Source organism: Collinsella sp. TM04-29, assembly GCF_003466565.1.
Lineage (GTDB): Bacteria > Actinomycetota > Coriobacteriia > Coriobacteriales > Coriobacteriaceae > Collinsella.
In genome coordinates, this window is sequence record NZ_QSPW01000005.1 from 52,919 (window position 1) to 78,742 (window position 25,824).

Below are 25,824 nucleotides of genomic sequence, written 5' to 3' on the forward strand. Positions count from 1 at the left end.
ATACTACCTGGGAAAAGTCCCCCGGAACATACTATGAACTGCGTACGCTAGTTTTCCGCAACCTTAACGAGCGGCTCGCTGCGATTTGCGCCACAACAGATACGAGTAGACGTAGACGGCTCCAACCGAACCAAACGCCAGAACCGCAATCACCGCGGCGACGACTTCACTCGAAAGCACGCTGCCTGCCACGCCCATCACAATCAGGCCAATACCCAGCACCATAAAGCAGGCGCCGCCAAAACGCTGCGTACGGCGCCAGTTCTCGGGATCGGCAAGCGCCCAAGGTGTCTTGATACCGAGCGTATAGTTCTGCTTCACACGCGGCAAGTAGTTGCCTACGCCGATGAACAGCAAACCGACAACACCGGAAATCAGCACGTTAACCGAACCGACCGCCGGCACCACGCCCCAGACCGTAAGCTCTCCCAGCCAGCTTATGGCGCACATGAACAAGGTGAAGGCGATTACGAAGCCCTGATAGAACTTGCCCGAGGTTCGATATGCCTCACCTTTGGGGTCGATGCGCGGCACCACGCAGAACATTGCGAGAAGCGCCAGAGGCAGCACGCCGAGCGCGGAGGCCATCCAGCTAGGACCCCAACCGTCGACGGCGCCGTTCGCGCCCCAGTGCGTGGGAATCTGCGCAGGCAAGCTCGGCATCACCATGAGGTGCGCTACGACATTAGCGACGCACAGAGCGACCAGCACAATCCACACGCGCGACGATACCCCCGTGGGGTGAATGCCCTTGTTTTCGTTATTCATCCTTATCACCTTCCGTGTTTGTAAAGCCCATAAACCAGCCAATTAAATCCTGCATGACGGTGGTGTTTAAGCTGTATACGATGTTTTGGCCATGGCGCTCGTCGGTCACCAACCCGGCGTTTTTGAGCGTCGCCAAGTGATGGCTTAGCGACGGCTTACTGATATCGAAATGCTCGGCAAGCTCCCCCGCCGTGCAATTGCCCTCGCGCAGCAACTCCAAAATGCGCCGTCGCGTTGGATCGGCAAGCGCCTTAAAACCCTCTCCCGGCATAAGACCTCCTCTCATCATCTCTCATGACGCGCACACTATACTCGATAGTTAGATGTTTGTCTAACTATCTAATCTTGTACTCAAAAAAATAGCCGCCTCCGCGTAATGCGAAGACGGCCACTTCTCACGCTACAAACGTGTTTGGGAGTTGGCCAACCCGCTGCAACGGGTGCCATCTGCTTCATCTTATGCGAACCCCGATCCCATTTCAACAAGCCCAAGGGCTCAAATGGAATCGCGATAACACCTATAATGGCAATAGCTAAAACACGATTCGCTTCCCCATCGGAGGATGTCTATGACCGAAACCGCTGCCGCCCTCGTCGAGACACGCGACACCAAGCTCGAGATCATCATGGGCCGCGAGACACTCGATAAGCTCGCCGATGCTACGGTGCTGGTGCTCGGCTGCGGAGGTGTGGGGTCCAATTGCTGCGAGGCGCTCGCCCGCGGCGGCATTGGTCATTTCGTCATTCTGGACAAGGACATCGTCGCGCCCAGCAATATCAATCGCCAGGCTATCGCCTTTCACAGCACCATCGGCAAGCGCAAGGTCGATGTTATGGAAGCCATGATCCACGACATCAATCCCGCCGCCACCGTTATCAAACGCACCGAATACTTGCTGAGCGACAACATCGATGATTTCTTCGCGGGCGTTTTGGAGCAGACGGATGGCAAGCTCGACTACGTCGTCGACGCCATCGACACCATCTCGGCCAAGCTCACCATTGCCAAATATGCTCAGGACCATGGCGTTCGTTTGGTTAGCTCCATGGGCGGGGCCAACAAACTTCATCCCGAATGCCTGCGTTTTGCCGACATCTTTGACACCGTGCGCGACCCTATGAGCCGCATCATGCGTAAAGAGTGCAAAAAGCGTGGCATCAAGAGCCTTCACGTGCTGTTTAGCTGCGAGGAATCGGTTAAGACACAGCCTCGCGACCCTTCCAACATCCACGAGCGTACCGAGCTGGGAACCGCGAGCTTTATGCCGCCCATCATGGGCCAGATGATTGCCGGCGAGGTTATCCGACAGATCAGCGGACGCGGCACCGAGCGCGTGCGCGCCGATGGCCAGCGCCTAGACTAGCGGAGCGCGCCGAGATGGAGCCCCGGTTATTTGATGCACACTGCCATCTTGATTTAATGGCTCACCCGGACGCCGTTGCCGATGAGGCAACTGCGCTGGGCTTGGGTCTATTTGATTGCGGCGTCGATCCACACGACTTCGCTAGCGCACATGGGCGAGCCCATCGCCCTCCTACCGTCATCAAGGGCATCGGCCTCCATCCCTGGTGGCTCGCCGACGGCCGCTGCGGTCCTGCCGAAGTCAATCTGCTTTGCGAAGTTGCTGCCCAAGAGCGCTATATCGGCGAAGTCGGACTCGACTTTTCCGCACGCTTTGCTGGAAGTGAGCTGCTACAAATACAGGCACTTAACCGGCTCTGCGATACACTCGTGCAGCACCCTCTCGCCGGGCGCGTGATATCAATTCACGCCGTTCGTTCGGCAGGAACCGTGTTAGACATCCTCGAGTCACATGGATTACTCACCCCAAGGCCCGACTCCCCCGCCATCATTTTCCACTGGTTTAGTGGCACTTCGAACGAGTTCGTCCGCGCACGAAGCGCAGGCTGCTATTTTTCCGTGAACGAGCGGATGCTCGCCACCAAGCGCGGTCGCGAATACGCCCGACAGATCCCACTCGACCGCCTGCTACTCGAAACCGACGCTCCAGCCAAACCGCAAGCAGATGTAAGCGCACAGCAGCTCATCGCATCGCTAAATAGCGTCTCCCGGCGCATCGCCGAACTTAAAAACTGCGCCGAGGAGAGCGCCGAATCAACCGTTTTAGGAAATTCGCACTCCATACTTGGCTTCAACTGACCCCGGTGGGCAAAAAACGCCAAATATGAGTACTGCTGCAAAGCTAGTAGCATTATATTGTGACAAAAGAACGCCTTGATAATGTACAGCTGTTCATTATCAAGGCGTTTTAGCATGGTTAAAGCCATATTTAACAGGTTATAATCGCCCCCAAGCGCTCAACCAGGGCCTTAAAAGCATAATTTCCCTGTTACTAAATTAGTGACAGTACTCATATTTGGCATTTTTTGTCCACGAACCCCTAAAGAGCCTCCAACAGACCCCCTAAGAAAGCTCAAGCAGCTCGGGCAGCTGGTCGATAATCTTGTCCGCGGCATCCTGGCTAAAGCCAAAGCGCTCCTCGCGCTTGGCAATGACCGTCAGGCCGGCTCGCTTACCCGCGGTAATGCCCGGAACGGAATCCTCAACGCAGCAGCAGCGATTCGCGGGCAGCCCCAGCAGGTCCAGCGCATGCAGGTAGATATCGGGCTCGGGCTTGCTCTCCTTAAACTGTTCGCCGCTCACCACGTACTCAAAGGCATCCGACAGACCACATGCATCGAGTACTTCCTCGATGCTAACCATGGGAGACGAGCTCGCCAGCGCCACGCGAACGCCGCGGCGCGGCAACTCTCGAATCGTATCCACAGCGCCCGGGTTAATCAAAGCCTGGTAGTCACGCGGACGCTTATGCGCCCACTCGTCCCAACGGGCCAACGCTTCCTCGCCAGTGAAGTGCCCTTTACCGGCGCGCTCAAACCAATCGACCAACATATGCAGGAAGAACTGATGTGAGGTACCAACCTGCCCGTTCAACTCCTCTTGGGTCAGATTCAACCCAAGCTCCTTGGCAAACGCGGCAGTCTCCCCCAGGTAGTAATACTCGGTATCGACGATGACGCCATCCATGTCAAAGATAACGGCGTCGAACGGAAATGCGGACACGGCACCCTCCCTAACAAAAGGGCGCCCGCAAGCGGACGCCCGAACCATGCACTATCGGCGATTCTAACCCAGCAGCTTATCCAGCGCCACCGCAATACCGTCTTCGTTGTTATTGGCGGTCACCATCTGGGCCACAGCCTTAACCTCATCGACGGCGTTGCCCATGGCAACACCGGTGCCGGCCCACTCAATCATGGACTTGTCGTTCTGGCCGTCGCCAAACGAGACGACCTCGCTGGCATCGATACCGAGCTTGGGCAGGGCACCCTCGAGCGCACGGGCTTTGTCGATACCGGGCGCCGTGTACTCAAAGTACCAGTCGGCCGTAAACATGCCCGAAAGCGTCTGGGTAAAGGGCGCATACATCTCCTCGTAATGCGCCTGCAGGTAGGTCGGATCACCCGCCGTCAGCAGCTTGTCCACGGGATAAGTGTCCACGACCTCATGCAAGCTCTCGACCTCGCGAATCTTAAGATCGCACGCATCGCGCTCATACTTGACGATATTCTTCTGCAAGCCGTCAGGCAGCGTGATCATACAATGGTACGAGTCCTCGACGTGCAAATCGCGACCGAGCGAAATCATAGGGATCACGTCGAAATTGCGCAGGTGATCAATCAGACGGTGCAGCTCGTCAGCCGGCATGGCCTGGTCAAAAAGGACCTCATCGGTCTGAGCGTCGACCACATGCGCGCCATTAAAGGCAACTAGCAGACCGTCATGGTTTTGAAGGTCGAGCTCCTGCGCCAAGGCGTGCAACCCCCATGCGGGACGGCCCGAAGCCAAGATGAGCTTAATGCCCGACTCCTGCGTCGCGAGCAGCTTCTCGCGCGTACGCGGGCTGATGACCTTTTGGTCGTTGGTGAGCGTACCGTCGATATCCATTGCGATGGCTTTGATTGCCATATATGCCTCCCTGTCATTGAACAACCTTGTCTGAGCCATCATACAGAACACCCACGGCGGCGCTGTTTGCAACGGGAAAAATGTCATATTGTCCCAAACATGAACGGCGCGCCTTCGACGATTGCGATGCCCGTCGAGGCGCCTCCCGATACATTCCATCCTATCCAAATAGCAAGGGGCCCGTATCCCAACGGATACGGGCCCCTTTCAGCCATAAGCCAACTCAGCCGTAAAGACTACTTGCGATGAGCGCGATAGAACTCGATGAGCGCCTGGGTCGAAGCGTCCTGCTCGGCCTTGGCGGCATCGTCGTGGAAGGCCGGGGTGATCTGCTTGGCAAGCTGCTTGCCCAGCTCGACGCCCCACTGGTCGTAGGAGTCGATGCCCCAGACCGTGCCCTCGACAAACGTAATGTGCTCGTACAGGGCGATGAGCTCGCCGAGCGCGAACGGGGTCAACGTGTCGCCGAAGATCGAGGTCGTCGGACGGTTGCCCTCAAAGCAGCGAGCCGGGACGATCTGCTCGGGCGTGCCCTCGGCGCGCACCTCATCGGCCGTCTTACCAAAGGCGAGTGCCTTGGTCTGGGCCAGGAAGTTGCCCAGGAACAGCTCGTGGACATCCTGGCCGCTGTCGGTTGCGGGGTTAGCAGTGTTGGCGAAAGCGATAAAGTCGGCCGGGACCACCACGGTGCCCTGGTGCAGCAGCTGGTAGAAGGCGTGCTGGCCGTTGGTGCCGGGCTCGCCCCAGAAGATCTCACCGGTATCGGAGGTCACAGCGCTGCCGTCCCAGCGGACATGCTTGCCGTTGGACTCCATGGTGAGCTGCTGCAGGTAGGCCGGGAAACGGTGCAGATACTGGCAGTACGGAAGCACGGCGTGGCTCTTGGAGCCGAAGAAGTTGACGTACCAGACGTTGAGCAGGCCCATCAGCGCGACGGCGTTGTTCTCGAGCGGGGTGTTGCAGAAGTACTCGTCGATGGCGTGGAAGCCCTCGAGGAACTGCTGGAAGCGCTCGGGGCCGAGCACGACGATCAGCGACAGGCCCACGGCGGAGTCGACGGAGTAGCGGCCGCCGACCCAGTTCCAGAAACCAAAGGCGTTAGCGGGGTCGATGCCGAAGGCCTCGACCTTCTCGAGTGCGGTGGAAACGGCGACGAAGTGCTTTGCCACGGCCTCGGCGTTCTGCTCATCGGAGCCGTCGATGGCGCCCTGAGCCTTGAGCTGCTCGAGCATCCAGGTCTTGACCTCACGGGCGTTGGTGAGGGTCTCGAGCGTGGTGAAGGTCTTGGAGACGATGATCACGAGCGTGGTCTCGGGATCCAAACCCTTGAGCTTCTCGGCCTGGTCGTTGGGGTCGATGTTGGAGATATAGCGGCAGTCGATACCGGCGTCGGCATAGGGACGCAGGGCCTCGTAAGCCATGACCGGGCCCAAATCGGAGCCGCCGATGCCGATGGACACCAGGTGCTCGATCTTCTTGCCGGTAACGCCCTTCCACTCACCGGAGCGCACGCGCTCGGCGAAGGCATACATGCGGTCGAGGACCTCGTGCACGTCGGCGACGACATCCTGGCCGTCGACGATAAGCTGGCCTTTCTCGCTTGCCGGACGGCGCAGCGCGGTGTGCAGGACGGCGCGGTCCTCGGTGGTGTTGATGTGCTCGCCGGAGAACATGGCGTCGCGGCGCTCCTCGAGCTTCACCTCGCGGGCAAGATCGCACAGCAGCTTGACGGTCTCATCGGTCACCAAGTTCTTCGACAAATCGAAGTGAAGGTCGCCGGCGTCAAAGCTCAACTTATTCACGCGGTCGGCGTCAGCGGCGAACCAGGCCTTGAGGTCGATGCCCTCGGCCTCGAGCTTCTCCTGATGAGCCTCGAGCGCCTTCCAAGCGGCAGTCGACGTAGCGTCGATGGGTGCGGCAACAGTTGCCATAAAGTCCTCCTCAGCATACGGGCGCACGCCTCCATGCGCCCGGACATTCAGATGCCACTATTCTAGCGCAGGTCAAGACCATAATCAGCGAGCGTTGCCAATCGGCCCCCAAACGGCGACCGGCCAAAAAGGGACAGGTTTGTTTTGGCAGGTCAAACGCTTTACCAATCAAATAGAACCTATCCCTTTATGGTAAATATTAGGCCGCGGCGCACACGCTGCCGAGCAACTCACGCAGAGGAGACCCAATGCCCTCCAGCAGTTCGGGCGCGATAATGGCGAAAACGGGAACCTCGCCGGCACCCACAACGGCGGGCACTTTTCCCTCGGAGACGATGCATCCATAAGGCACAAAGCCGTCCTCACCGGCATCGAACGCCGCCATACGACGGGCGAGCTCGCGCGCAAAGCCGGCCGTATCGGCATCGCCGATCGCCAGGACAAAGTCCACGCCTTCGTCGGTCGCCAGGGCCACGGCTTCGTCGATCAGCTCGTCTCCCCCGTCGCCCCCGACCAAACCGCAGCGGAAAAGCACGCGCTCGAGCAGGGCGCGATCGAGCGAGCCCAGCGCCGCCGAAACGAGCTCATCACGCGTGTGCTTGTCGCCTCCCAGCACGACCAGTGCCTTGGTGCCGCCATAGTGGGCAACCAATCGCCCGCACCAGCGAGCCACATCCCCATCCGCAACCAAGCGCGTCGGCATACCAAACCCATAGTTGACCATTATCCCCACAACCCTTCCGTGCGTATAGGCGGTATCAATCGTTAGACTCATGCTACGAAGCGAGGTTTTCCGAGCTGTTTCGCGCTCTTTAGAGCTGCGTTAAAAAACCCGATGCAACCGCACGACCATACCCGCCAAAGAGGGACAGGTTTTGACGATGTCCGTGCAAGCAGGTATTATCGAACATGTATTCGATAAGAACATGTGTTTGATGGAAGGACACGGATGGCGCACGAGCAGCACACCTATATCTGCATCGACCTCAAGACGTTTTATGCCAGCGTCGAGTGCGTCGACCGTGGGCTCGATCCGCTCACTACCAACCTGGTCGTTGCCGACGAATCGCGCGGGCGCACGACCATCTGCCTCGCCATCACACAGGCCATGAAGGACCTCGGGATACGCAATCGCTGCCGTCTGTTCGAAATTCCCGATGGCATCGACTACATCACGGCCGTACCGCGCATGCAGCATTACATGGAGGTGTCGGCGAAAATCTACGGTATCTATCTGGAATACGTCAGCCCCCAGGACGTGCACGTCTACTCCATCGATGAGTGCTTTATCGACGTGACGCCCTATCTGGACCTCTATCACACAGATGCGGAAGGGTTCGCCTGCACGCTGCGCGACGAGGTCCTCGCGCGCACCGGCATCACGGCGACGGTCGGCATCGGCCCCAACCTATTTCAGGCCAAGGTGGCGCTCGACATTACCGCCAAGCACGTACCCAGCCGCATCGGCATACTCGACGACGAGACCTTTCGCAAGGAGATCTGGCCTCATCGTCCCATTACCGATATCTGGGGCATCGGCCCCGGCGTGGCAGCCCGCCTCGAAAAGTGCGGCGTCTACGATCTGATGGGCGTCGCCGCGCTCGACGAAAACCTGCTTTACGATGAGCTCGGCGTCAATGCCGAATACCTTATCGATCACGCCTTTGGTCGCGAGCCGACAACCATCGCCGATATCCAAGCCTATCGCCCGCAGGTGACCTCGACCACCACGGGACAGGTGCTCTCGAAGGGCTATGCCTACGAGCAGGCCTACACCGTCTTGCGCGAGATGGTCGATGCGGCCGTACTGGACTTGATCGACAAACACGTGGTGTGCGACAGCATCTCGCTCTTTGTGGGCTACGCGAACGAGCGGGCCGACATCCGCCGACTCGACGCTAGCGGAACGGCACAGTATATAGACGGCTGCGGACACCTGCGCTCGAGCACCTCGGGCATCGAACCCACCGCGACCGCCGGCCCTGAGCTCGCACCCCGTGCGCCCAAGCCCGTCCAGCGCAATGACGAACGGCGCCGACTGGTACGTGAGGCGCAGGCAATCGATGGCATCTTTGTGGGAGAGCATGGCGGCAAACCGCGCGGTGGCTATGCCGCGCTCTTCGCGCACTCAAACGCTTCGCGAAAGCTGCCCGAGCGCACCAATTCGTTTAAGAAGATCATGGGGCATTTCGATGACCTTTGGGCACAAACGGTCGACCCCAAGCGACCGGTCAAGCGTATCAATCTGGGCTTTGGCAATCTGGTGCCCGAGGAATTTGCCACCGTCGATCTGTTTAGCGACGTCGAGGCCGATGAGCGCGAGCGCGACCTGGCGCGCGCCGTCCTAGCCGTGAAAGACAAGTACGGCAAGAACGCGCTCGTCAAGGGATTAAGCTTTACCGCCGGCGCCACCGCGCGCGAACGCAACGATCAGGTAGGAGGACATCGTGCCTAAGTCCCAACAACAGCCGATGCGGCCACCGACGCCTTTTGAACGTCTAGCGGACCCCGAGGGAAGACGTCGATCCGCCGACCCCAAGCTCACCGCCAACGGCGCCGTCCGTGCCGGCCGTGCCGCGCAGTTTATGCCCTTTGCCGCCCTCACGGGATACTACGAACTCGTGCGCAAGCAGGAAATCACCGTCGAGCCAAAACGTGAGCTCACGGAAGAAAAAGCCCTCGTGCTCTCTAAAAAACTCGAGGGTCTCAGACGTGGCGACTTGGTTCATGTCACCTATTACGATACATACGGCTATCGCAGCCGCACCGGCATCCTCGACGAGGCGCTCCCCGCCTTCAAGCTCCTCAAGCTCCGAGACATCGCCATCGACTTCGACGACATCCAAGACATCGAGCTGCGCGGACGAGCCTAGCCAAGGAAGCGCACCCAGAGCGACGCTTACAGCGTCATGACGTAGTAACCCGCATCTCTCACGGCAGTCTCAAGGACACCGCGATTGATCGGCCGCTTGGAGCGCACACGCGCTGTGTGGTCCGCGTACGTTACCGTAGCCCACACACCATCCAGCGCATTGAGGGCATTGGCTACGTTCTGAGCGCAGCCGTCACAGCTCATGCCGCCGATGAGCAGCTCATCGCTATAGGGATAGTGCGACGCATCGGTATCCACCACAACAACCTTTTTGGCCTTCTTGCCGCTCGCACCATCGCTGCAACAACTCTTCCCGTGTGTCGAAGCGGCAATGCGACGCAGTCCAAAAAACATGCCGACGGCAATGACGGCCAGCACGATGAGATTCGCAGGGTTGAGCAAGTCACTCATGCGCTCCCCTTTCAAGTAGCACTATCTAGATACCCCCATGGGGTGTCTCCATCTTAACCCAAAATCATGTCTGTTCGGTCAATTAGTTTCCCTCTTCAAACTTTTTTGTTGACCATGGCTTACTTTCGTGTATAAGTTTTCCTAGGCTAACAGTTTAGATCCGTAAGGAGCGCCGTGACTCGAACCATAGACATCCCAACGTTTCAGGCAGCAGTCGTGCGCAACTGCTCTCCCACGCTCGCGGGCATCAAGCCGGCATCGCTCTTTACCTATCCAGGCACCTACGCCCACGGGGACGGCTCGACCACAACCGAAACCATCGCAGAACGCCGAGCACGCCTGCTCAACGTTATCGCCCAGTGCAATCGCGAGCTTGACCCGCTCGGCATCCACCTGAGTGTTTTGGTCTGGCGGCCCTGCGGAGCGCTCGTGTACGCGTACCGAGCCAAAAGCCTCACCACCTATTTCGCAGACCCTCGCGCCCAAACGGCGCTCACCTCGGAAGGCTACGACACGAGAGACCTTTCGACATGCCTTGTGCATTTGGCATCACGCATCACGCTCGCGAGCAATAACGTCGCGGAATGCGCTTGTAGCCAGACTCGATGCGCACTACCCCAGCAAGCTAGCTGCAGCAACGACTGCACCTGCGAGTTTCCGCACGAAATAGGCTACTTCCTTGGATATCCCTACGACGACGTGCACGAGTTTATCGTCCAGCGCGGCGAGAACTACAAGGTCTTTGGGGCCTGGAAGGTCTACACGAATGTCGAGCAAGCGCTTGCGATGTTTGACGCCTACCGCGCTTGCACTCAATACCTCACCTTTGTCTATCAGCAGGGCTGCAGCTTGGCGCAACTTGCCCAGGCAACCCGATAGAACATAGAAGCCGCGGCAACCTGCCGCACAACTGAAAGGACTCAACATGAGCAAGATCGCCGTCGTCTACTGGAGCGGCACGGGCAACACCGAGGCAATGGCAAACCTCGTCTCCGAAGGCGCCACGTCCGCGGGTGCCGAGGCTGAGGTCATCTCCTGCGCCGACTTCTCTGCCGACAAGGTCACCAACTATGACGCCTTCGCCTTCGGCTGCCCCGCCATGGGGTCCGAGGAGCTCGAGTACGACGAGTTCCAGCCGATGTGGGATGAGGTCAAGGAAGTCCTCGGCGACAAGAAGGTCGTCCTCTTTGGCTCCTATTCGTGGGCCGAGGGCGAGTGGATGGACAACTGGAAGGCCGACGCCGACGAGGCAGGTGTCAACGTCGTCGATTCCGTCATTTGCTACGACGCCCCCGACGATGAGGGCGAAGCGGCCTGCAAGGCCCTGGGAGCGGAGCTGGCCTAACGAAGCCGCCAGAAAGTCGCAAGGCAACTAACAGCCGAGCACCGCACAACAACAGTCGCTCATGCCCAAACAAAAACGGGGGCCGGATACTATCCGATCCCCGTTTGTTATATCGACAATTTCGACGCGCCGCTACGAGATATTGCCCAAGAACGCCTTGGTGCGCTCGCTCTTGGGGTGGTCGAAGACCTCGCTCGGCGTACCCTCTTCCACAATGACGCCGCCATCCATAAAGACGACGCGGTCGGCGACATCGCGGGCAAAGCCCATCTCGTGCGTCACGACGATCATGGTCATGCCGTCGCGTGCCAGGTCGCGCATGACACCCAGGACGTCGCGCACGAGCTCGGGGTCGAGCGCCGAGGTGGCCTCGTCAAAGAGCATGACGTGCGGGTTCATCGACAGGGCGCGGGCGATGGCAACGCGCTGCTGCTGACCGCCCGAGAGCTGGCTCGGCATAAAGTCGATACGCTCGGCAAGACCGACCTTGGTCAGCTCCTCGACGGCAATTTTCTCGGCCTCTTCCTTGCTGCGCTTGAGCACCTTCTGCTGCGCGAGCATGACGTTCTTTTTGACTGAGAGGTGCGGGAACAAATTGAACTGCTGGAACACCATACCCAGATGCGTGCGCACCTTGTTAAGATCGACGCCCTTGGCGCACACGCCCACACCCTCAACGACAATCGAGCCACTCGTGGGATGCTCAAGACGGTTGATGCAGCGAAGCATCGTCGACTTACCCGAGCCCGAGGGACCCAGAACTACGACAACCTCGCCCTTGTGCACATCCAGATCGATATCGCGCAGGACCACGTTATCGCCAAAGGCCTTCTGGAGGTTCTTGATGCTGACGACGACCTCGTTCGAGTTATTGGTTTCGCTCATGATAGGACCTCCTTACAGACCGGCGATGTGATCGGCGGGCGTCGCGACGACCTGTCCGGCGCTCTTGGCGGGACGCTTCTTCTTAGTTTCGGCCGTGCCCAAAAGCCTCGCCTCAAGGCCGCTCACCAAGCGAGCGAGCGGCAGGGTGATGACCAGATAGAACAGGGCGGCAACCACGTACGGTGTAATAGAGCCCGTCGTGGCCACGATGGTGCGGGCGTTCATGACGATCTCGACCACGCCCACGGCCGCGAGCAGCGACGTATCCTTGTAAAGCAGGATGAACTCACTGGTCAACGTTGGCAGGACATTGCGGAACGTCTGCGGAATCATAACGTAGAGCAGTGTCTGGAAGGCGTTCATGCCCAGCGAGCGCGCAGCCTCGTTCTGGCCCTTGGGGATCGACTGAATACCGGCACGGAAGATCTCGCACAGGTAGGCGGACGAGTTCATGGCCATGACGATGACGCCCAGCACATAGTCGTCAACCTTGACGCCGGCCAGCGGCAGGCCAAAGAACGCGATGTAGATCTGCAGGAACGCCGGCGTACCGCGAATGATATTCACATAGATACCGGCAAGGCAACGCAGGATGCGCGACTTGGAGATGCGCATGAGCGACAGGGCGAAACCAAAGGGAATTGCCAGCGGAAACGCCACGAGCACGATCGAGAGCGACATGAGGAAGCCTTTGAAGACGATCGGCAGGCTCTGGACCAAAATGACCGGGTTCAGGAACAGGCGAAGGAACATGTTGGAATTCCATGCCTCGACCCACGGCTGCTCCTTAAGGTCGGCCAGGAAGTTATCGAATGCCGTCACGCCCTTGATCTCCACCGACGGAATCTTGGAGATCTTCTTGGTCGAACCATCGGCCAAAGTGTAGGTGCCGCTAAAGGCCTCGTCGCCGCCCTCGACGGGGAAGGTCACGCCGTAGACCTCGACACGGAAATAACCGCCGGCGGGCGCCGTCTCACCAAAATCGATCTTGAGCGTCTGGCCGTCGACCTTGCACGTAGGCTTCATGGGCGTACGGTCCATAAGGTCATCGCCCGAGAGCATCGTCAGACGCGTGTCGTCCGCACCAAAGGTCGTGCCATCGACAAACGTCAGCGAAAGACCACTCAGTTCCTCATCGGCATCGGCCTGGACCTCCCAAGTGATACGAGTCTCGGTGCCACCGACCACGTCGCTACCCGAACCGGTATTGGGTCGGGCGGTAATCTTTGCGGTCTCAAGTGCCTGAGCAGTCGAGGGCACGCAGGCCCCCGCGCATACCAGGGCGAGCGCCACAGCCAGGGCACAGGCCAGCTTTTGGAGCATCGAGGGCAGTGGATGGCTCTTGCCCATGGCTCCTTGGTTCAATCGAGACAAGGTGGCTCCTAACGTTTAAGTTGCCGACATAACGGGGCGGGATGACGCCCATTCAAGAAACGCAAAGGCCCTCTCCGCCAAAACGGAAAGGGCCCGCGTGCAATCAAGTAGCTATTTTACTTGATGTTGTACTTAGCCATAAGGGCGTCAACGGTACCGTCATCGGTCAGGTCCTTGATGGCCTGGTTGACGTCGTCCTTGAGCTTAGTGTTGCCCTGGTTGATGGCGATGGCGTACTCCTCGCCGGTGCTGATCTGCTTGATGGTCTGGCAGGTGTTGAACTGCTCGGCGGTCAGCTGGCTGGCGACGGAGCGGTTGGTCACCACGGCGTCACCCTTATCGGACTGTAGGGCGCTGAAGCACTCGGTAGCGTCCTTATAGGGAACGATCTTGGCCTTGGGGAAGTTCTCCTGAGCAAAGGCCTCGGCGGTCGAACCGGACTGAACGATGATCGTGGCGTCGGCATTGTTGAGCTTCTCGCTGTAGTTATCGGCCGTAATGTCGGTGTTATCGACCTTGGTCACGACAGCCTGATCGTCCATGTAGTAAGAGTCGGAGAAAGTGACTTCCTTCTCACGCTCGGGTGTGTCAGTGATAGCCGCAATGGCGACGTCGTACTTGGCGCCCGAAGCAACGCCGGGGACGAGCGTGTCGAAGTCGTTGTTGACGTACTCGACATCCAGACCCAGCTTGTCACCGATAGCCTTGATGAGCTCAAGGTCAAAGCCCTGGTAGTCGCCGTTGTCATCCTTGTACTCAAACGGCGCGTACTCGGCAGAGGTGCCGACGGTGAGCGTACCGTCCTTGACGAGTACATACTCCTTGGAGCCGTCGACCTTCTCGACCTTCGCGTTGTCAGAGCTGCTGGAACCGGCATCGGAACCAGAGGTGGCGTTGGACGAACCACAGCCCGTCAGTGCAAGAGCGAGCGCCATGGCGCCCGTGGCTGCAAACGCGCCAAGCTTCTTGAGCTTCATAATCAGTCTCCTTCCAGTGACCCCGTTTGATTCAGAGGTCTGCAAAAACTGTTGGCTATTATGCACCCGGAATTACAATTCTGCAATGAGAAAACTGATTGAAACAAACCCATAACGTGAATGGAATACTCCACTTAGCAACAGTCATTACTGCTGCAATGACCTTAACATTTTGATTTCAGCTGCATAACCTGCAAGTTCGTTCGGCGTCTCCAAAATAAATGGAAGTGCACGCAAGCGGCTATTCGATACAATATTCTGCATAACCTGCATACCGCCGCCAAACTCTTCACTACCCAGGTAGCCCTTGCCGATGCACTCGTGGCGATCCTTATGGGCGCCGCAGGGGTTCTTGGAGTCATTGATATGCACGGCGCGCAAGCGCTCGATACCCACCACGCGGTCGAACTCGTCGAGTACGCCGTCAAGATCATGGATGATGTCGTAGCCGGCATCGCTCACATGGCAGGTGTCCAAACAAACGCCCAGCTTATCGGACAGCTCTGGGCACTTGGCGGCAACGCCCTCGATAATGCGCGCCAGTTCTTCAAAGCTACGGCCCACCTCGGTGCCCTTGCCCGCCATGGTCTCAAGCAATACCGTCGTCTGCTGTCCCTCAAACATCACCTGGCACAGCGTGTCGACAATCATCTGAATGCCGGCGTCTGCCCCCTGTCCCACATGCGCACCGGGATGGAAGTTGTAGTAGTTGCCGGGCAGTGCTTCCAGACGCTGCAAATCTTCCGCCATAGCCTCCAAGGCAAACTCCCGCGCCCGCTCCTTAGCGGAGCAGGGGTTATAGGTATACGGGGCATGCGCCACCAGCGGTCCAAAGTCGTTTTGCGCCATAAGCTCGCGCAGAGCCGCCACGTCATCCATGTCAAGGTCTTTTGCCTTGCCACCGCGCGGGTTGCGCGTAAAGAACGCAAAGGTATTGGCACCAATGGACAACGCCGTCTCCCCCATTGCCCGATAGCCCTTCGTCGTCGAAAGATGACACCCGATCGTCAGCATCTCCAACTCCCCCTCATCAGTTGCGGTGAAATACGGTCTATTGGTGCCTTATTTTGGCGCAAACAGACCGTATTCCACCGCAAGATATAAAAGGGGCATCAGGGGCAAGGTCCGCCGAGCCCCCTTGAGCACCAGCACCGCAGCCTAGAGCGTCAAGCGAATCGCATCGATAATCTGCGCACAGCGCTGCGTGGCGGCAAGAGGCATAACGGGGCTTTCAAGCTCTCCCGTCTGGACGAGCTGCGTCGCATGCTGAATTTCGCCGTAGAAATCATCGACCTCAAACGGGGCATTAATTTCGAGCATTCGTCCGTCGGAGTACTTCACATGGGCGAGCTCGGGGCGATGGAGGCGCTCGATTTCCACCGAACCCCGTTCGCAGGCAATCATTAAGCGGCTTTCATATGCTGCTTTGCCGTCGCACACCATATGAATGGGTATACCGCCGACACTCATATGGATCTCATCGGCCCAATCCACGCGGCCACCCGATACGTCACGCCAGCGAACTTCACGAGACGAAACATCGCACGCACCCGCAAGAAGATCCTCAAACCACCCGACCGCGTAGCAGCCCATGTCATATAGACAGCCACCCTGCAACGGATCGAGCAGATAACTCGAAGGCGGCTGACCATAATCGAGTTTTTGCACGCTTTCGATCGAGACGATACGGCCAAGCTCGCCCGACGTAAGCAAACCCTTCACGCGAGTATGCATCGGACAAAACCGATTCTTCATCGCCTCCATAAACAGTACGCCGCGCTCGCGAGAGGTGGAGGCAATCGATAGAGCCTCTTCCTCACTCAAAACGGCCGGTTTTTCGCACAGCACGGCCTTTCCCGCGCGCAGTGCCCGACAGACCCAATGCGCATGCATGCCATGTGGAAGAGCCAAGTAGATTGCGTCGACATCGGGGTCGGCAATCAGCGCATCATAAGCCGCATCGCCGCTATCGTCAGTCGTGGCATAGCTGTGCGCGGCATCAATCGAAAACGCCCTGCAAAACTCCTCAACATGCGAAGGGGCGCGACCGGCGGCAGCCACAAGCCGCGCCCCGTCCACCTCCTTGAGCGACGATGCAAATCGATGCGAAATGTGCCCAGCGCCCAAAACGCCCCAACGAACCTCGCGCAAATCATCACATGAATCCCGATGGCCCACGACAGCCCCCTTCAGTTGCGGTGGAATAGTTCCTGTTTAAGCCCCATTCTGCCGCAAACAGGAACTATTCCACCGCAAGTTATAAAAGGGTCATGAGGAGCGCGTTTTGCAAAAGGCTTTAAGCGCAGCCGTTACGGGGCCAGGCTGGAAACGTCGGCGCACATCGTCGAGACGCTCGGGAATATCGATGTGCTGCGGGCAGTGACGTGCGCATTTGCCGCACTTGACGCAATTGCTCACCAGCTTGGGCTCGTTCGTCCGCACCGCGCTCGCCGTAAAGTATTGAGACAGGCCCGTAAACCAGCTGTGCGCATAGCTCGCGTTGTAGGCGCCAAAGCAGCCGGGAATATTGATGCCCTTGGGGCATGGCATGCAGTAGCCGCACCCCGTACAGGGCACGCGATTCGATTTCTCAAACTCTCCCAGCACACGTGCGATGGTATCGAGCTGCTCTCTCGTCATCGAATTCGGCAGTGCGCGATCCGCCAATGCCACGTTCTCGTCCACCTGCGCGGTATCGGTCATGCCCGAAAGCAGCATCGTGACTTGAGGATGGTTCCACACCCACGAAAGGCCCCAAGCAGCCGGCGACTTCAGGTACGGATCGCGTACGTCATCGAGCACAGCCCGGACCCGCGGCGACAGCTTGCCCGCTAAACGCCCGCCCAGCAGCGGCTCCATCACAAACACCGCGAGCCCGCGCTCCGCAGCCGCCATGAGTCCCGCCGTTCCCGCTTGGTAGCGCTCTCCAGCGTAGTTGTACTGGATCTGGCAAAAATCCCAGTCATACGCGTCAAGCATCGTGAGGAAGTCCGCCGCACTGCCGTGGTACGAAAAACCTATCTGGCGAATACGCCCCGCAGCCTTTTGGTGCGCAATCCAGTCCTCGATGCCCAACGCCACCACGCGCTCCCACTGGGCGGGCGAGGTAATGTTGTGCATAAGGTAGTAGTCGATATGGTCGGTCCGCAAACGGTGCAGTTGCTCGTCAAAAAAGCGGTCGAAATCCTCCGCACATTTGCACGAAGCGTGCGGCAACTTAGTCGCCAGCAACACCCGGTCACGCAGCCCCAAGCGCTCAAGTGAGGCGCCCACGCACACCTCGTTACCGGGATAAAGATACGCAGTATCCAGATAATTAATCCCCTGTTCCACCGCACGGGAAATGATGGCATCGGCCGTCTTCGCATCGGGGTGTCCCGGCGCACCGGGAAATCTCATGCAGCCCAGACCCAGAGCAGATATTCGGTTACCACTTTTGGGGTCAACGCGGTATTGCACGGCCCCTCCTTTCGCCATCAGCGCCCCGGCAAGACGAAACACAATGGTCACGCGACCGAAACATCGTGGAATCGCAATCGAGAACGTATCGTAACGCAGCAGAAATCGAGCCGTCACGACACCGCTTTAACATCAGCAAAAAGCCCGATGAAAGGAGCCACCCATGCCCACGCTCGACCTTTGGAATCTCGCATCCCAGCTCAAAAGCACCGATTATCGCTGGGTAGACCTCACCCACACGCTCTCGTGCGACACTCCGCACTGGTTCGGCTTTAAGCCCTTTGAGTCCACCAAACTCTTCGACTACCTGCCCGACACGCCCGAAGACATGCTCGCGCCCATGCGCTGCTTCCAGTATTCGGTTGCTTCGCAGTACGGCACGCATGTCGACGCACCGCGCCACTTCCATGTTGACGGCCGTTCCCTTGGAGAGATTGAACCCATCGAGTTTATGCATCCGCTCTGTGTGATCGACAAACACGAGGAGTGCGCCACAAATCCCGACTACGTCCTGACCGTCGAGGACCTCAAAGCATGGGAGGATGAGCACGGTCGCATTCCCAAAGACGCTTTCGTCGCCTTCCGCTCCGACTGGTCCAAGCTCACCGACCTCGAAAACAAGGACGAGGACGGCCAGCCCCACTACCCCGGCTGGGACCTCGACGCCATCAAATGGCTTGTAGAAGAGCGCAACATCGGCGCCATCGGCCACGAGCCGGCTGGCACCGACCCGGCGAGCGTGACCACGCGTGAGGACGCCTACCCCTACCCCGGCGAGCAGTACATCCTCTCGGTCGACCGCTATCAGATCGAGGTCATGGACCATCTAGACGAGCTTCCCGCCACGGGCGCCGTCATCTTCTGCACCTTCCCCAAGGTGCGTGATGGCGTCGGATATCCCGCACGTGTCTTTGCGGTCTGCCCCGCGTCATAAGTTCCCATGCGTTTGTTCTTCTAAATACGGCCATCCGGTGCACGCGACATGGCCCGGCGGCATACAATCCATCAGGCGCCCCATACGCGGGCGCCTTTTTATGGGGAGATGATTCACATGCAGATCAACAAGGTCGCCTTCATCGGCAAGGGCGGCGTGGGCCTGCTCTACGGCAGCATGATCGCCCAAGCGCTCGGCAACGACGCCGTCGAATACGTTATGGACGACGCGCGCTTTGAGCGCCACGCGGGTGATGCGCTCACCGTCAACGGCAAGCCCTGCGCGCTCAAGTCCGTCCGCGCGAGCGAGGCGACACCCGCCGATCTGGTCATCCTCACGGTCAAGACAACCGGACTCGACCAGGCGCTCAAGACTATGGAACACATCGTGGGCCCCAAAACGCTCATCGCCTCGCTGTGCAACGGCATCACCAGCGAGCAGAAGATTGCCGAGCGCTTTGGCTGGGAGCACACCGTCCTCGGAATCTGCCAAGGCATGGACGCTGTGTTTCTCAACGGCGCGCTCACCTTTACCAATGCGGGCGAGATCCGCTTTGGTGCGGCCGCCGGCACCGACCCCGCGACCGTCACCGCTATCGACGGGCTCTACACGCGCTGCGGCATCGCCCACACCGTCGAGGACGACATCGCCCACCGCATGTGGGCAAAACTCATGCTCAACGACGGCATCAACCAGACCTGCATGGCCTACGGAGGCACGTACGGAAGCGCCACGGAACAGGGCTCCGAGCAGCGTCGTTGCTTTGTCTCCGCCATGCGCGAGACGCTTGCGGTCGCCAACGCCGAGGGTATCGAGCTCACCGAGGCAGACCTAACGCAGATGGTGCATCTCATCGAGGGGCTCGACCCCGCCGGCATGCCCTCGATGGCGCAGGACCGCGTCGCGCAGCGCAAAACAGAGGTCGAGGAGTTCGCGGGCACCGTCCGCCGCCTCGCGGCCAAGCACGATATCCAGGCGCCGCAGAACGAATGGCTCTATCGGCGCATCCGTGATATCGAGGCAAGCTGGTAACGCCGCCGCACCGCATCCAACAGTCTCAATATCAAAAACCGCCGCAAAGGGCACTCCCCTTGCGGCGGCTTCCTTCTTCATCTATGGGCAAAACCAGCTTCACAACGGCTAGCGCCGCACCTGCGGCGTCTCGTCCTCGTCATCGCGGCAAAGGGTCACGCCCGCACTTCCCAGCAGCGCTGATGCGATGAGCGCGCCGACCACAATAGGAGCAGCCCCGCACGAGCCCTGCATGCCTGCGACAAACGCAGCTGTAGGGCCAAGACAGCCAAGTACCAATGCGACGGCGGCAATGGCAATATCTCGAGCATTCACAAGATCACTTCCTCCAAGAGAAAGACCCTATTTCTCATGAACTAGTGTGCCCCGCATCCATACGCCCAGCGTACCGCCACGGTAAGGGCTCTGTTAACTCAAGCGCACATAAAGAAAGGGCGGCTTTACGTTGCCTAAAAGCTCAGTAAAGACGCCCGCCCATCATGTGCGTATTTTGCTTATGGCAGATTACCAACCGGTGTAGTAGTCGGTGGTTCCGGCAGCGCAGCCGGAGTCATAGACCTTGCAATCACCCTTGGAGCCCGTAAAGGTCGAGCCCTGGGCCATATCGCCCGCGGCAACAACGTAATAGCCGTCGGAATCGCGCCAGAAGCCCTCAGAATCCTGCGTCCATTCGCCCGTGCGGTGGTGATACAACACGTTGCTGCTGTAATAAGTCTCGCGGCGGCCGTTATAGTTATTGACGCCGCTCGAGCGCGTCAGACCCGAGCCGTTCGCGTAATACGCAGCAGACGTGTAAGACGAGCCGGAGCCGGCGTTGTAATACGAAGCCTGGGCGGCCTCGGCAGCCTCCGCCTCGGCGGCAGCGGCCTCGAGCGCTTCGCGCTTGGCATTCTCAAGCACAGTGCGCAGCTCATCGAGCTCGGTCGACTTCGCGTCGACCTCCCCCATCGTCAAAAGGCTGCCCGCACCATCGATACAACCCTGCAGCACAGCGCGCTCGTCATCGGTGGCATAGTCACCATACATGTTTAGGATAATCTGAGCGCGTATCTCAAGGGAATCGCGCTTGGCCTCCATCGAGGCGTTCCACTCCTGCATGGAACCATAACCATCGCCGCGATAATCAACGGGCTGTACCAGCGTCGTCTCGGACGGCGTAGATCCAACCGTATCGGACAGTGTTGCGGCGTGGGCATCAGTTGCACCGGCGCCCGCCAAAAGTGCCACGGTCAGAGCGGCGGAAAGGGCAGCGGCTTTCGGTTTTCGTGAATCGATCCTCATGTAGCTGGAAACCTCCGTAGTGCGTTTTTGCTGCGTTTGAGCTGCGTGTGATTCGATCGCGCTGCATAGTACCTCGAGCAAATCGCGACCTGCGGTTTTACTCAAAAGGCGCACGTCAATTGCGTAAAACTCACATCCTCTCAACAGGAGTTTTCCACAACTCGAATGCATAAAGCATGCCAAAAACCCTGTAATAGCGCCCTTCCTATGCAAAAAAGGCGCCTGCGCAACCATTGCTTGCGCAGGCGCCTTGAGCAGGCATTTTATGCAGTTATACCTATCGAGTCGCAAGGGGTCCTTGCACAAGTCGCCTTACTCGTCCAGCGCGGCGAAGGCCTGCTTCAGATCCCAAATGATGTCCTCGGCGTTCTCGGTACCGATGGAAAGACGGATCGTGGAGGGCGTGATGTTCTGCTCGGCGAGCTCCTCGGCAGAGAGCTGGGAGTGCGTGGTGGTAGCCGGGTGCACGACGAGCGACTTGACGTCGGCCACGTTGGCGAGCAGCGAGAACACCTGCAAATGATCGATGAACTTCCAAGCTGCCTCCTGGCCACCCTTAATCTCAAAGGTGAAGATCGAAGCGCCACCGTTGGGGAAGTACTTCTGATAGAGCTCGTGATCGGGGTGCTCAGACAGGCTCGGGTGGTTCACCTTGGCGACGTGGCTGTCACCAGCCAGGAACTCAACGACCTTCTTGGTGTTCTCGACATGGCGGTCGACGCGCAGCGACAGAGTCTCGGTGCCCTGGAGCAGGACCCAGGCGTTGAACGGGCTGATGCAGGCACCCTCGTCACGCAGCAAGATGGCGCGGACATAGGTCGCGAAGGCGGCGGGACCGGCAGCCTCGGCAAACGAAACACCGTGGTAGGAGGGGTTGGGCTCAGCGATCTGGGCGTACTTGCCGCTCGCCTTCCAATCGAAGTTACCACCATCGACGATCACGCCGCCCAGCGAGGTGCCGTGGCCGCCGATGAACTTGGTTGCGGAGTGGACAACGATGTTGGCGCCATGCTCCAGCGGACGGAACAGATACGGGGTGCCGAAAGTGTTGTCGACGACAACCGGCAAACCATGCTTCTTGGCAACCTCGGAGATAGCGTCGATGTTGGGAATGTCGGAATTGGGGTTGCCGAGCGTCTCGAGGTAGATGACCGTAGTGTTGTCCTTGATGGCGCCCTCGACCTCGTCCAGGTTATGGGCATCGACAAACGTGGTCTCGACGCCAAACTGGGAGAGCGTATGCTCCAGCAGGTTGTAGGAGCCACCGTAGATGGTCTTCTGGGCAACCACATGGTCACCGGCCTGGGCAAGTGCCTCCAGGGCATAGGTGATGGCGGCGGCGCCAGAGGCGACGGCGAGGCCAGCAACGCCACCCTCGAGCGCGGCGATACGGTCCTCAAAGACGCCCTGGGTGGAGTTGGTCAGACGACCGTAGATGTTACCGGCGTCGGCAAGACCAAAGCGGTCGGCGGCGTGCTGGGAGTTGCGGAACACATAGCTCGTGGTCTGGTAGATAGGCACGGCGCGGGAGTCGGATGCGGGGTCGGCGCTCTCCTGGCCAACATGAAGCTGCAGGGTATCGAAACCAAAGGTGTGCTCGGGGTTGTTGATGAACTGGCTCATGATGATCTCCTTGATCGAACGAAAGTAAATAAAAAGAGAGAAGTAAGTCGCTGTCTCCTGATCACGCCGACGGGCGCAAACAGGAGCCCGGCATTCGTCTTGGTAAGCAATTCATATGCGGGCCTCCTTTCGCATCCCGGTTCTGTGGTCGGCTTAATTACCTACCGCCTTTGTGTGTTTTGAATAGTACGAGCATCGTCTCCCTCGGTCAATCACTTAAAAGCGCTAACCTGTTATCGGTTTTTTAGATAGCTATCGAAAGGACGGGCGCCGATGACCCTCCAGCAGCTTCGCTTTCTTATCGCCGTGGCAGAATCCGGCTCAATTAACGCCGCAGCGCAGCGCCTCTATACCGCACAGTCCAATATCTCCAACGCCGTCAAAAGCCTCGAGCAGGAGCTCCATCTGGAGATCTTTACGCGCTCCAGCCGCGGCGTCACGCTCACCAACGACGGTACCGAGCTTTTAGGCTATGCGCGCCAGGTCGTGGAGCAGGCAGATATGCTCGAGGCGCGCTACGAGGACGGCGGCACCCCGCAAGCCCGCCTCGCCATTTCCGCCCAGCACTACGCCTTTTCGGTCGAGGCCTTTGTCAACGTAGTCGAGCGCTGCCGCGACAGCAAGTTCGAGTTCATCATGCGCGAGACCACCACATCGCAGATCATCGACGACGTGCGCGCGTTTCGCAGCGACATCGGCATCCTCTATCTGGACGACTTTAATACCCGTGTCTTGCAGAAGGCCTTCGCCGATGCCCGCGCAAGCTTCCATCCCCTCTTCGACGCGACGGTCCACGTCTTCGTCAGCGAACGCCATCCGCTCGCACGCCGCCCTCAACTGTCCCTTGCCGACCTCACGCCCTATACGCGCTACAGCTTTGAGCAGGGAACCTCAAACTCCTTCTATTACGCCGAGGAACCCTTTAGCTATATCCCTTGCGACCGCAACATACGAATCTCGGACCGCGGAACACTTACTAACTTACTTATCACGTCGAACGGTTACACCCTGTCGACCGGTGTCCTCTCCAATGAAATGCAATGGGGTATGGCATCGATCCCGTTAGCAGACGCCCCAACGATGCACGTAGGCTATATCATGCACGACGAGCGCAAGCCCTCTCCCCTCTTGCAGCAATACCTCGACGAGCTCAACCGCATCATCCGTGCCAACTAACTGTCGGAAGACGGGGTAGAAATCGTAGATTGCTAGCCCCCGGCGGGCATGGCGCTACAATGGTCACTCACACGAAACGTACCCAACGAAAGGAAGCCCGTGAAGGTCATCATCTATACCGACGGCTCGGCCCGATCAAATCCGGGACGCGGCGGCTACGGCGCCGTGCTCAAATACACCAACCCCGCCGGCAAGACCTTCACCTCCGAGCTTTCGCGCGGCTACGCCAAGACCACCAACAACCGCATGGAACTCATGGCGGTCATCGTGGCGCTCGAGGCGCTCAACCGCCCTTGCGAGGTCGAAGTCCATTCCGATTCGCAGTATGTCGTCAACGCCTTTAACAAGCACTGGATCGACGGCTGGAAAAAGCGCGGATGGAAAACCGCCAACAAGCAACCCGTCAAGAACCGCGACCTGTGGGAGCGCCTACTCACCGCCAAAAGCAAGCACAAGGTTGAGTTCATCTGGGTTAAGGGTCACGCTGGTCACGAGCTCAACGAGCGCTGTGATGAGCTCGCCACCACGGCGGCCGACGGCAGCAACCTCGATATCGACACCGGCTTTAACGAGAGCGACCTGTAATAGCGTTTTCGCGCAGCTTTATATCCCCACGCGCTACACTCATCCTGTAGACCAAACAACGCAAGGGAGACGTATGCTGCGCATCGCGACCATCGGTACATCCATGATCACCGACGACTTTATCCAAGTCGTCAACGCCAACGACCAAGCCGCGTTTGTGGGCACGCTTTCACGCGACGCCAATCGCGGTACTGCCTTTACCGCCGAGCGCGGTGGCGAGCGAAACTTTACGTCGCTCGATGAGCTTGCGGCAGCCGCCGACGTCGACGCCGTCTACATCGGCAGCCCCAATGCGCTTCACTACGAGCAGGCCCTTGCCTGCATCGCCGGTGGCAAGCACGTCATCGTCGAGAAACCCTTCTGCGCCACCGAAGCGCAGGCGCTGGAAGTCTTCCGCGCTGCCGAGACAGCAGGTGTCGTGGCCCTCGAGGCCATGCGTCCCCTCCACGATCCCGCCTTCCACGCCATCGAGGACGCCCTGGGCGAGATCGCCCCCATCCGCCGCGCCTCATTGCGCTTTGGCAAGTATTCCTCGCGCTACAACGAGATTCTCGCGGGACGCGCCACCAATATCTTCGACTGCAATATGGCATCGGGTTCCCTCATGGACATTGGCGTCTACGCCGTCGAGCCCATGGTCGAGATTTTCGGCATGCCCTCCGGCCTTACGAGCATGACTACTCTACTCGACCCCACCACGCGACAGCTCACGCACGGCCCCATCGACGGCTGCGGTTCCATCCTCGCCAGCTATGGCGGAGGCAGCATCTCCGTCGAGCTCGCGCACTCCAAAATTACGAATGACCTGCTGCCCTCGCAGATCGAAGGCGAGCGTGGCACTATCCAGATCGACCATCTGTCCACGCCCCGCAACGTCCGCATCGACTATCGCGGCGATGTCGTACGCGGCTCGGCGACCGAGGCACCGCGCGAACAGGGCGACAACGGCCGCGTGCTCGACCTGCCCAAATCGAGCAACACTATGGAATACGAACTCACAGACTTTATCACCGCCATCGGCGGCATCGATAACGTTAAGGAAGAGATTTGGGAGACCCCGGCGGGACGTCACGAACTTGGTCACTACCGCGATGTCACGCTCGTCTCGCTGCGCATCATGGATGCCGTGCGCCAGCAGGCCGGCATAACCTTCCCGGCCGACGCAGGCAAGCAGGCATAG

At 59.0% G+C, this 25,824-nt stretch carries 27 protein-coding genes; 11 read left to right on the plus strand and 16 right to left on the minus strand.

Features of this window, described 5'->3' with window-relative positions:
• Nucleotides 1-63: 63 nt before the first annotated feature.
• Entirely contained in the window at nucleotides 64-768 is a 705-nt protein-coding gene (locus tag DXD39_RS08790; RefSeq protein ID WP_117803847.1) for an SdpI family protein, read from the minus strand.
• On the minus strand, nucleotides 761-1,039 hold the full coding sequence (locus tag DXD39_RS08795) for an autorepressor SdpR family transcription factor (RefSeq protein WP_022094448.1): 279 nt from the start codon (nucleotides 1,037-1,039) through the stop codon (nucleotides 761-763). The genes DXD39_RS08790 and DXD39_RS08795 overlap by 8 nt, the downstream gene beginning before the upstream one ends.
• Before the next feature lie 292 nt (nucleotides 1,040-1,331).
• On the opposite strand from DXD39_RS08795, the gene DXD39_RS08800 reads away from it, so the two are divergent.
• Both DXD39_RS08800 and DXD39_RS08805 read left to right on the plus strand, forming a co-directional pair.
• On the plus strand, nucleotides 1,332-2,132 hold the full coding sequence (locus tag DXD39_RS08800) for a ThiF family adenylyltransferase (RefSeq protein WP_369832336.1): 801 nt from the start codon (nucleotides 1,332-1,334) through the stop codon (nucleotides 2,130-2,132).
• Nucleotides 2,133-2,146: 14 nt separating this feature from the next.
• A complete protein-coding gene (locus tag DXD39_RS08805) occupies nucleotides 2,147-2,929 on the plus strand; it encodes a TatD family hydrolase (RefSeq protein ID WP_117803849.1) in 783 nt (260 codons plus the stop codon).
• 264 nt (nucleotides 2,930-3,193) lie between these two features.
• Here DXD39_RS08805 and DXD39_RS08810 read toward each other — a convergent pair whose 3' ends face one another.
• From DXD39_RS08810 to DXD39_RS08825, 4 genes are all read right to left on the minus strand, one after another.
• Nucleotides 3,194-3,853: an HAD family hydrolase gene (locus DXD39_RS08810; protein ID WP_369832149.1), complete on the minus strand. Its 660-nt coding sequence runs from the start codon at nucleotides 3,851-3,853 to the stop codon at nucleotides 3,194-3,196.
• 63 nt (nucleotides 3,854-3,916) lie between these two features.
• Nucleotides 3,917-4,759 (minus strand): Cof-type HAD-IIB family hydrolase, encoded by an 843-nt coding sequence (locus tag DXD39_RS08815; RefSeq protein WP_117803851.1) that lies wholly within the window; start codon nucleotides 4,757-4,759, stop codon nucleotides 3,917-3,919.
• Nucleotides 4,760-4,995: 236 nt separating this feature from the next.
• The gene (pgi, locus tag DXD39_RS08820; RefSeq protein ID WP_006234371.1) at nucleotides 4,996-6,690 is read right to left on the minus strand and encodes a glucose-6-phosphate isomerase; all 1,695 of its coding nucleotides are present in this window, start codon (nucleotides 6,688-6,690) and stop codon (nucleotides 4,996-4,998) included.
• 199 nt (nucleotides 6,691-6,889) lie between these two features.
• Nucleotides 6,890-7,414, minus strand: coding sequence for an iron-containing alcohol dehydrogenase (locus DXD39_RS08825; RefSeq protein ID WP_158565512.1), 525 nt, complete (start codon nucleotides 7,412-7,414; stop codon nucleotides 6,890-6,892).
• Between the two features lie 225 nt (nucleotides 7,415-7,639).
• Between DXD39_RS08825 and DXD39_RS08830 the strand changes: the two genes are divergently transcribed.
• A complete protein-coding gene (locus DXD39_RS08830; RefSeq protein ID WP_117803853.1) occupies nucleotides 7,640-9,145 on the plus strand; it encodes a DNA repair protein in 1,506 nt (501 codons plus the stop codon).
• Complete coding sequence (locus DXD39_RS08835) at nucleotides 9,138-9,563, plus strand: hypothetical protein (protein WP_233541161.1); 426 nt, start codon at nucleotides 9,138-9,140, stop codon at nucleotides 9,561-9,563. The genes DXD39_RS08830 and DXD39_RS08835 overlap by 8 nt, the downstream gene beginning before the upstream one ends.
• Before the next feature lie 26 nt (nucleotides 9,564-9,589).
• Here the strand turns inward: DXD39_RS08835 and DXD39_RS08840 are convergent, their stop codons facing one another.
• Complete coding sequence (locus tag DXD39_RS08840) at nucleotides 9,590-9,973, minus strand: heavy-metal-associated domain-containing protein (RefSeq protein WP_117758553.1); 384 nt, start codon at nucleotides 9,971-9,973, stop codon at nucleotides 9,590-9,592.
• Between the two features lie 174 nt (nucleotides 9,974-10,147).
• Here DXD39_RS08840 and DXD39_RS08845 point away from each other — a divergent pair, with 174 nt between their 5' ends.
• The gene (locus DXD39_RS08845) at nucleotides 10,148-10,852 is read left to right on the plus strand and encodes a DUF3793 family protein (RefSeq protein ID WP_117803855.1); all 705 of its coding nucleotides are present in this window, start codon (nucleotides 10,148-10,150) and stop codon (nucleotides 10,850-10,852) included.
• 46 nt (nucleotides 10,853-10,898) lie between these two features.
• A complete protein-coding gene (locus tag DXD39_RS08850) occupies nucleotides 10,899-11,318 on the plus strand; it encodes a flavodoxin (protein WP_117803856.1) in 420 nt (139 codons plus the stop codon).
• Between the two features lie 132 nt (nucleotides 11,319-11,450).
• Here the strand turns inward: DXD39_RS08850 and DXD39_RS08855 are convergent, their stop codons facing one another.
• The 6 genes from DXD39_RS08855 to DXD39_RS08880 all read right to left on the minus strand — a co-directional run bounded on the left by DXD39_RS08855 (nucleotide 11,451) and on the right by DXD39_RS08880 (nucleotide 18,013).
• The gene (locus tag DXD39_RS08855; RefSeq protein WP_117803857.1) at nucleotides 11,451-12,203 is read right to left on the minus strand and encodes an amino acid ABC transporter ATP-binding protein; all 753 of its coding nucleotides are present in this window, start codon (nucleotides 12,201-12,203) and stop codon (nucleotides 11,451-11,453) included.
• 12 nt (nucleotides 12,204-12,215) lie between these two features.
• Complete coding sequence (locus DXD39_RS08860) at nucleotides 12,216-13,553, minus strand: ABC transporter permease subunit (RefSeq protein ID WP_233541162.1); 1,338 nt, start codon at nucleotides 13,551-13,553, stop codon at nucleotides 12,216-12,218.
• A gap of 140 nt (nucleotides 13,554-13,693) precedes the next feature.
• Entirely contained in the window at nucleotides 13,694-14,554 is an 861-nt protein-coding gene (locus DXD39_RS08865; protein WP_117803858.1) for an ABC transporter substrate-binding protein, read from the minus strand.
• A 147-nt stretch (nucleotides 14,555-14,701) separates the two neighbouring features.
• A complete protein-coding gene (locus DXD39_RS08870) occupies nucleotides 14,702-15,568 on the minus strand; it encodes a deoxyribonuclease IV (RefSeq protein WP_117803859.1) in 867 nt (288 codons plus the stop codon).
• A gap of 144 nt (nucleotides 15,569-15,712) precedes the next feature.
• Nucleotides 15,713-16,732, minus strand: coding sequence for a Gfo/Idh/MocA family protein (locus DXD39_RS08875; RefSeq protein WP_233502618.1), 1,020 nt, complete (start codon nucleotides 16,730-16,732; stop codon nucleotides 15,713-15,715).
• 90 nt (nucleotides 16,733-16,822) lie between these two features.
• A complete protein-coding gene (locus DXD39_RS08880) occupies nucleotides 16,823-18,013 on the minus strand; it encodes an aldo/keto reductase (protein WP_117803860.1) in 1,191 nt (396 codons plus the stop codon).
• Between the two features lie 163 nt (nucleotides 18,014-18,176).
• On the opposite strand from DXD39_RS08880, the gene DXD39_RS08885 reads away from it, so the two are divergent.
• Nucleotides 18,177-18,947, plus strand: coding sequence for a cyclase family protein (locus tag DXD39_RS08885; protein WP_117803861.1), 771 nt, complete (start codon nucleotides 18,177-18,179; stop codon nucleotides 18,945-18,947).
• A 117-nt stretch (nucleotides 18,948-19,064) separates the two neighbouring features.
• A complete protein-coding gene (locus DXD39_RS08890) occupies nucleotides 19,065-19,979 on the plus strand; it encodes a ketopantoate reductase family protein (protein ID WP_233503015.1) in 915 nt (304 codons plus the stop codon).
• Between the two features lie 108 nt (nucleotides 19,980-20,087).
• On the opposite strand, the gene DXD39_RS08895 is transcribed toward DXD39_RS08890, so the two are convergent.
• The 3 genes from DXD39_RS08895 to DXD39_RS08905 form a co-directional block, all read right to left on the minus strand.
• Nucleotides 20,088-20,294, minus strand: coding sequence for a hypothetical protein (locus DXD39_RS08895; RefSeq protein ID WP_089572989.1), 207 nt, complete (start codon nucleotides 20,292-20,294; stop codon nucleotides 20,088-20,090).
• A 189-nt stretch (nucleotides 20,295-20,483) separates the two neighbouring features.
• The gene (locus DXD39_RS08900; RefSeq protein ID WP_117655280.1) at nucleotides 20,484-21,260 is read right to left on the minus strand and encodes a hypothetical protein; all 777 of its coding nucleotides are present in this window, start codon (nucleotides 21,258-21,260) and stop codon (nucleotides 20,484-20,486) included.
• Between the two features lie 312 nt (nucleotides 21,261-21,572).
• Nucleotides 21,573-22,883: an O-acetylhomoserine aminocarboxypropyltransferase/cysteine synthase family protein gene (locus DXD39_RS08905; RefSeq protein ID WP_117803862.1), complete on the minus strand. Its 1,311-nt coding sequence runs from the start codon at nucleotides 22,881-22,883 to the stop codon at nucleotides 21,573-21,575.
• 273 nt (nucleotides 22,884-23,156) lie between these two features.
• Here DXD39_RS08905 and DXD39_RS08910 point away from each other — a divergent pair, with 273 nt between their 5' ends.
• The 3 genes from DXD39_RS08910 (at nucleotide 23,157) to DXD39_RS08920 (ending at nucleotide 25,824) form a co-directional block, all read left to right on the plus strand.
• Nucleotides 23,157-24,059, plus strand: coding sequence for a LysR family transcriptional regulator (locus DXD39_RS08910; protein WP_117803863.1), 903 nt, complete (start codon nucleotides 23,157-23,159; stop codon nucleotides 24,057-24,059).
• A gap of 48 nt (nucleotides 24,060-24,107) precedes the next feature.
• A complete protein-coding gene (gene rnhA / locus DXD39_RS08915) occupies nucleotides 24,108-24,644 on the plus strand; it encodes a ribonuclease HI (RefSeq protein ID WP_117637459.1) in 537 nt (178 codons plus the stop codon).
• 73 nt (nucleotides 24,645-24,717) lie between these two features.
• Nucleotides 24,718-25,824 (plus strand): Gfo/Idh/MocA family protein, encoded by a 1,107-nt coding sequence (locus tag DXD39_RS08920; protein WP_117803864.1) that lies wholly within the window; start codon nucleotides 24,718-24,720, stop codon nucleotides 25,822-25,824.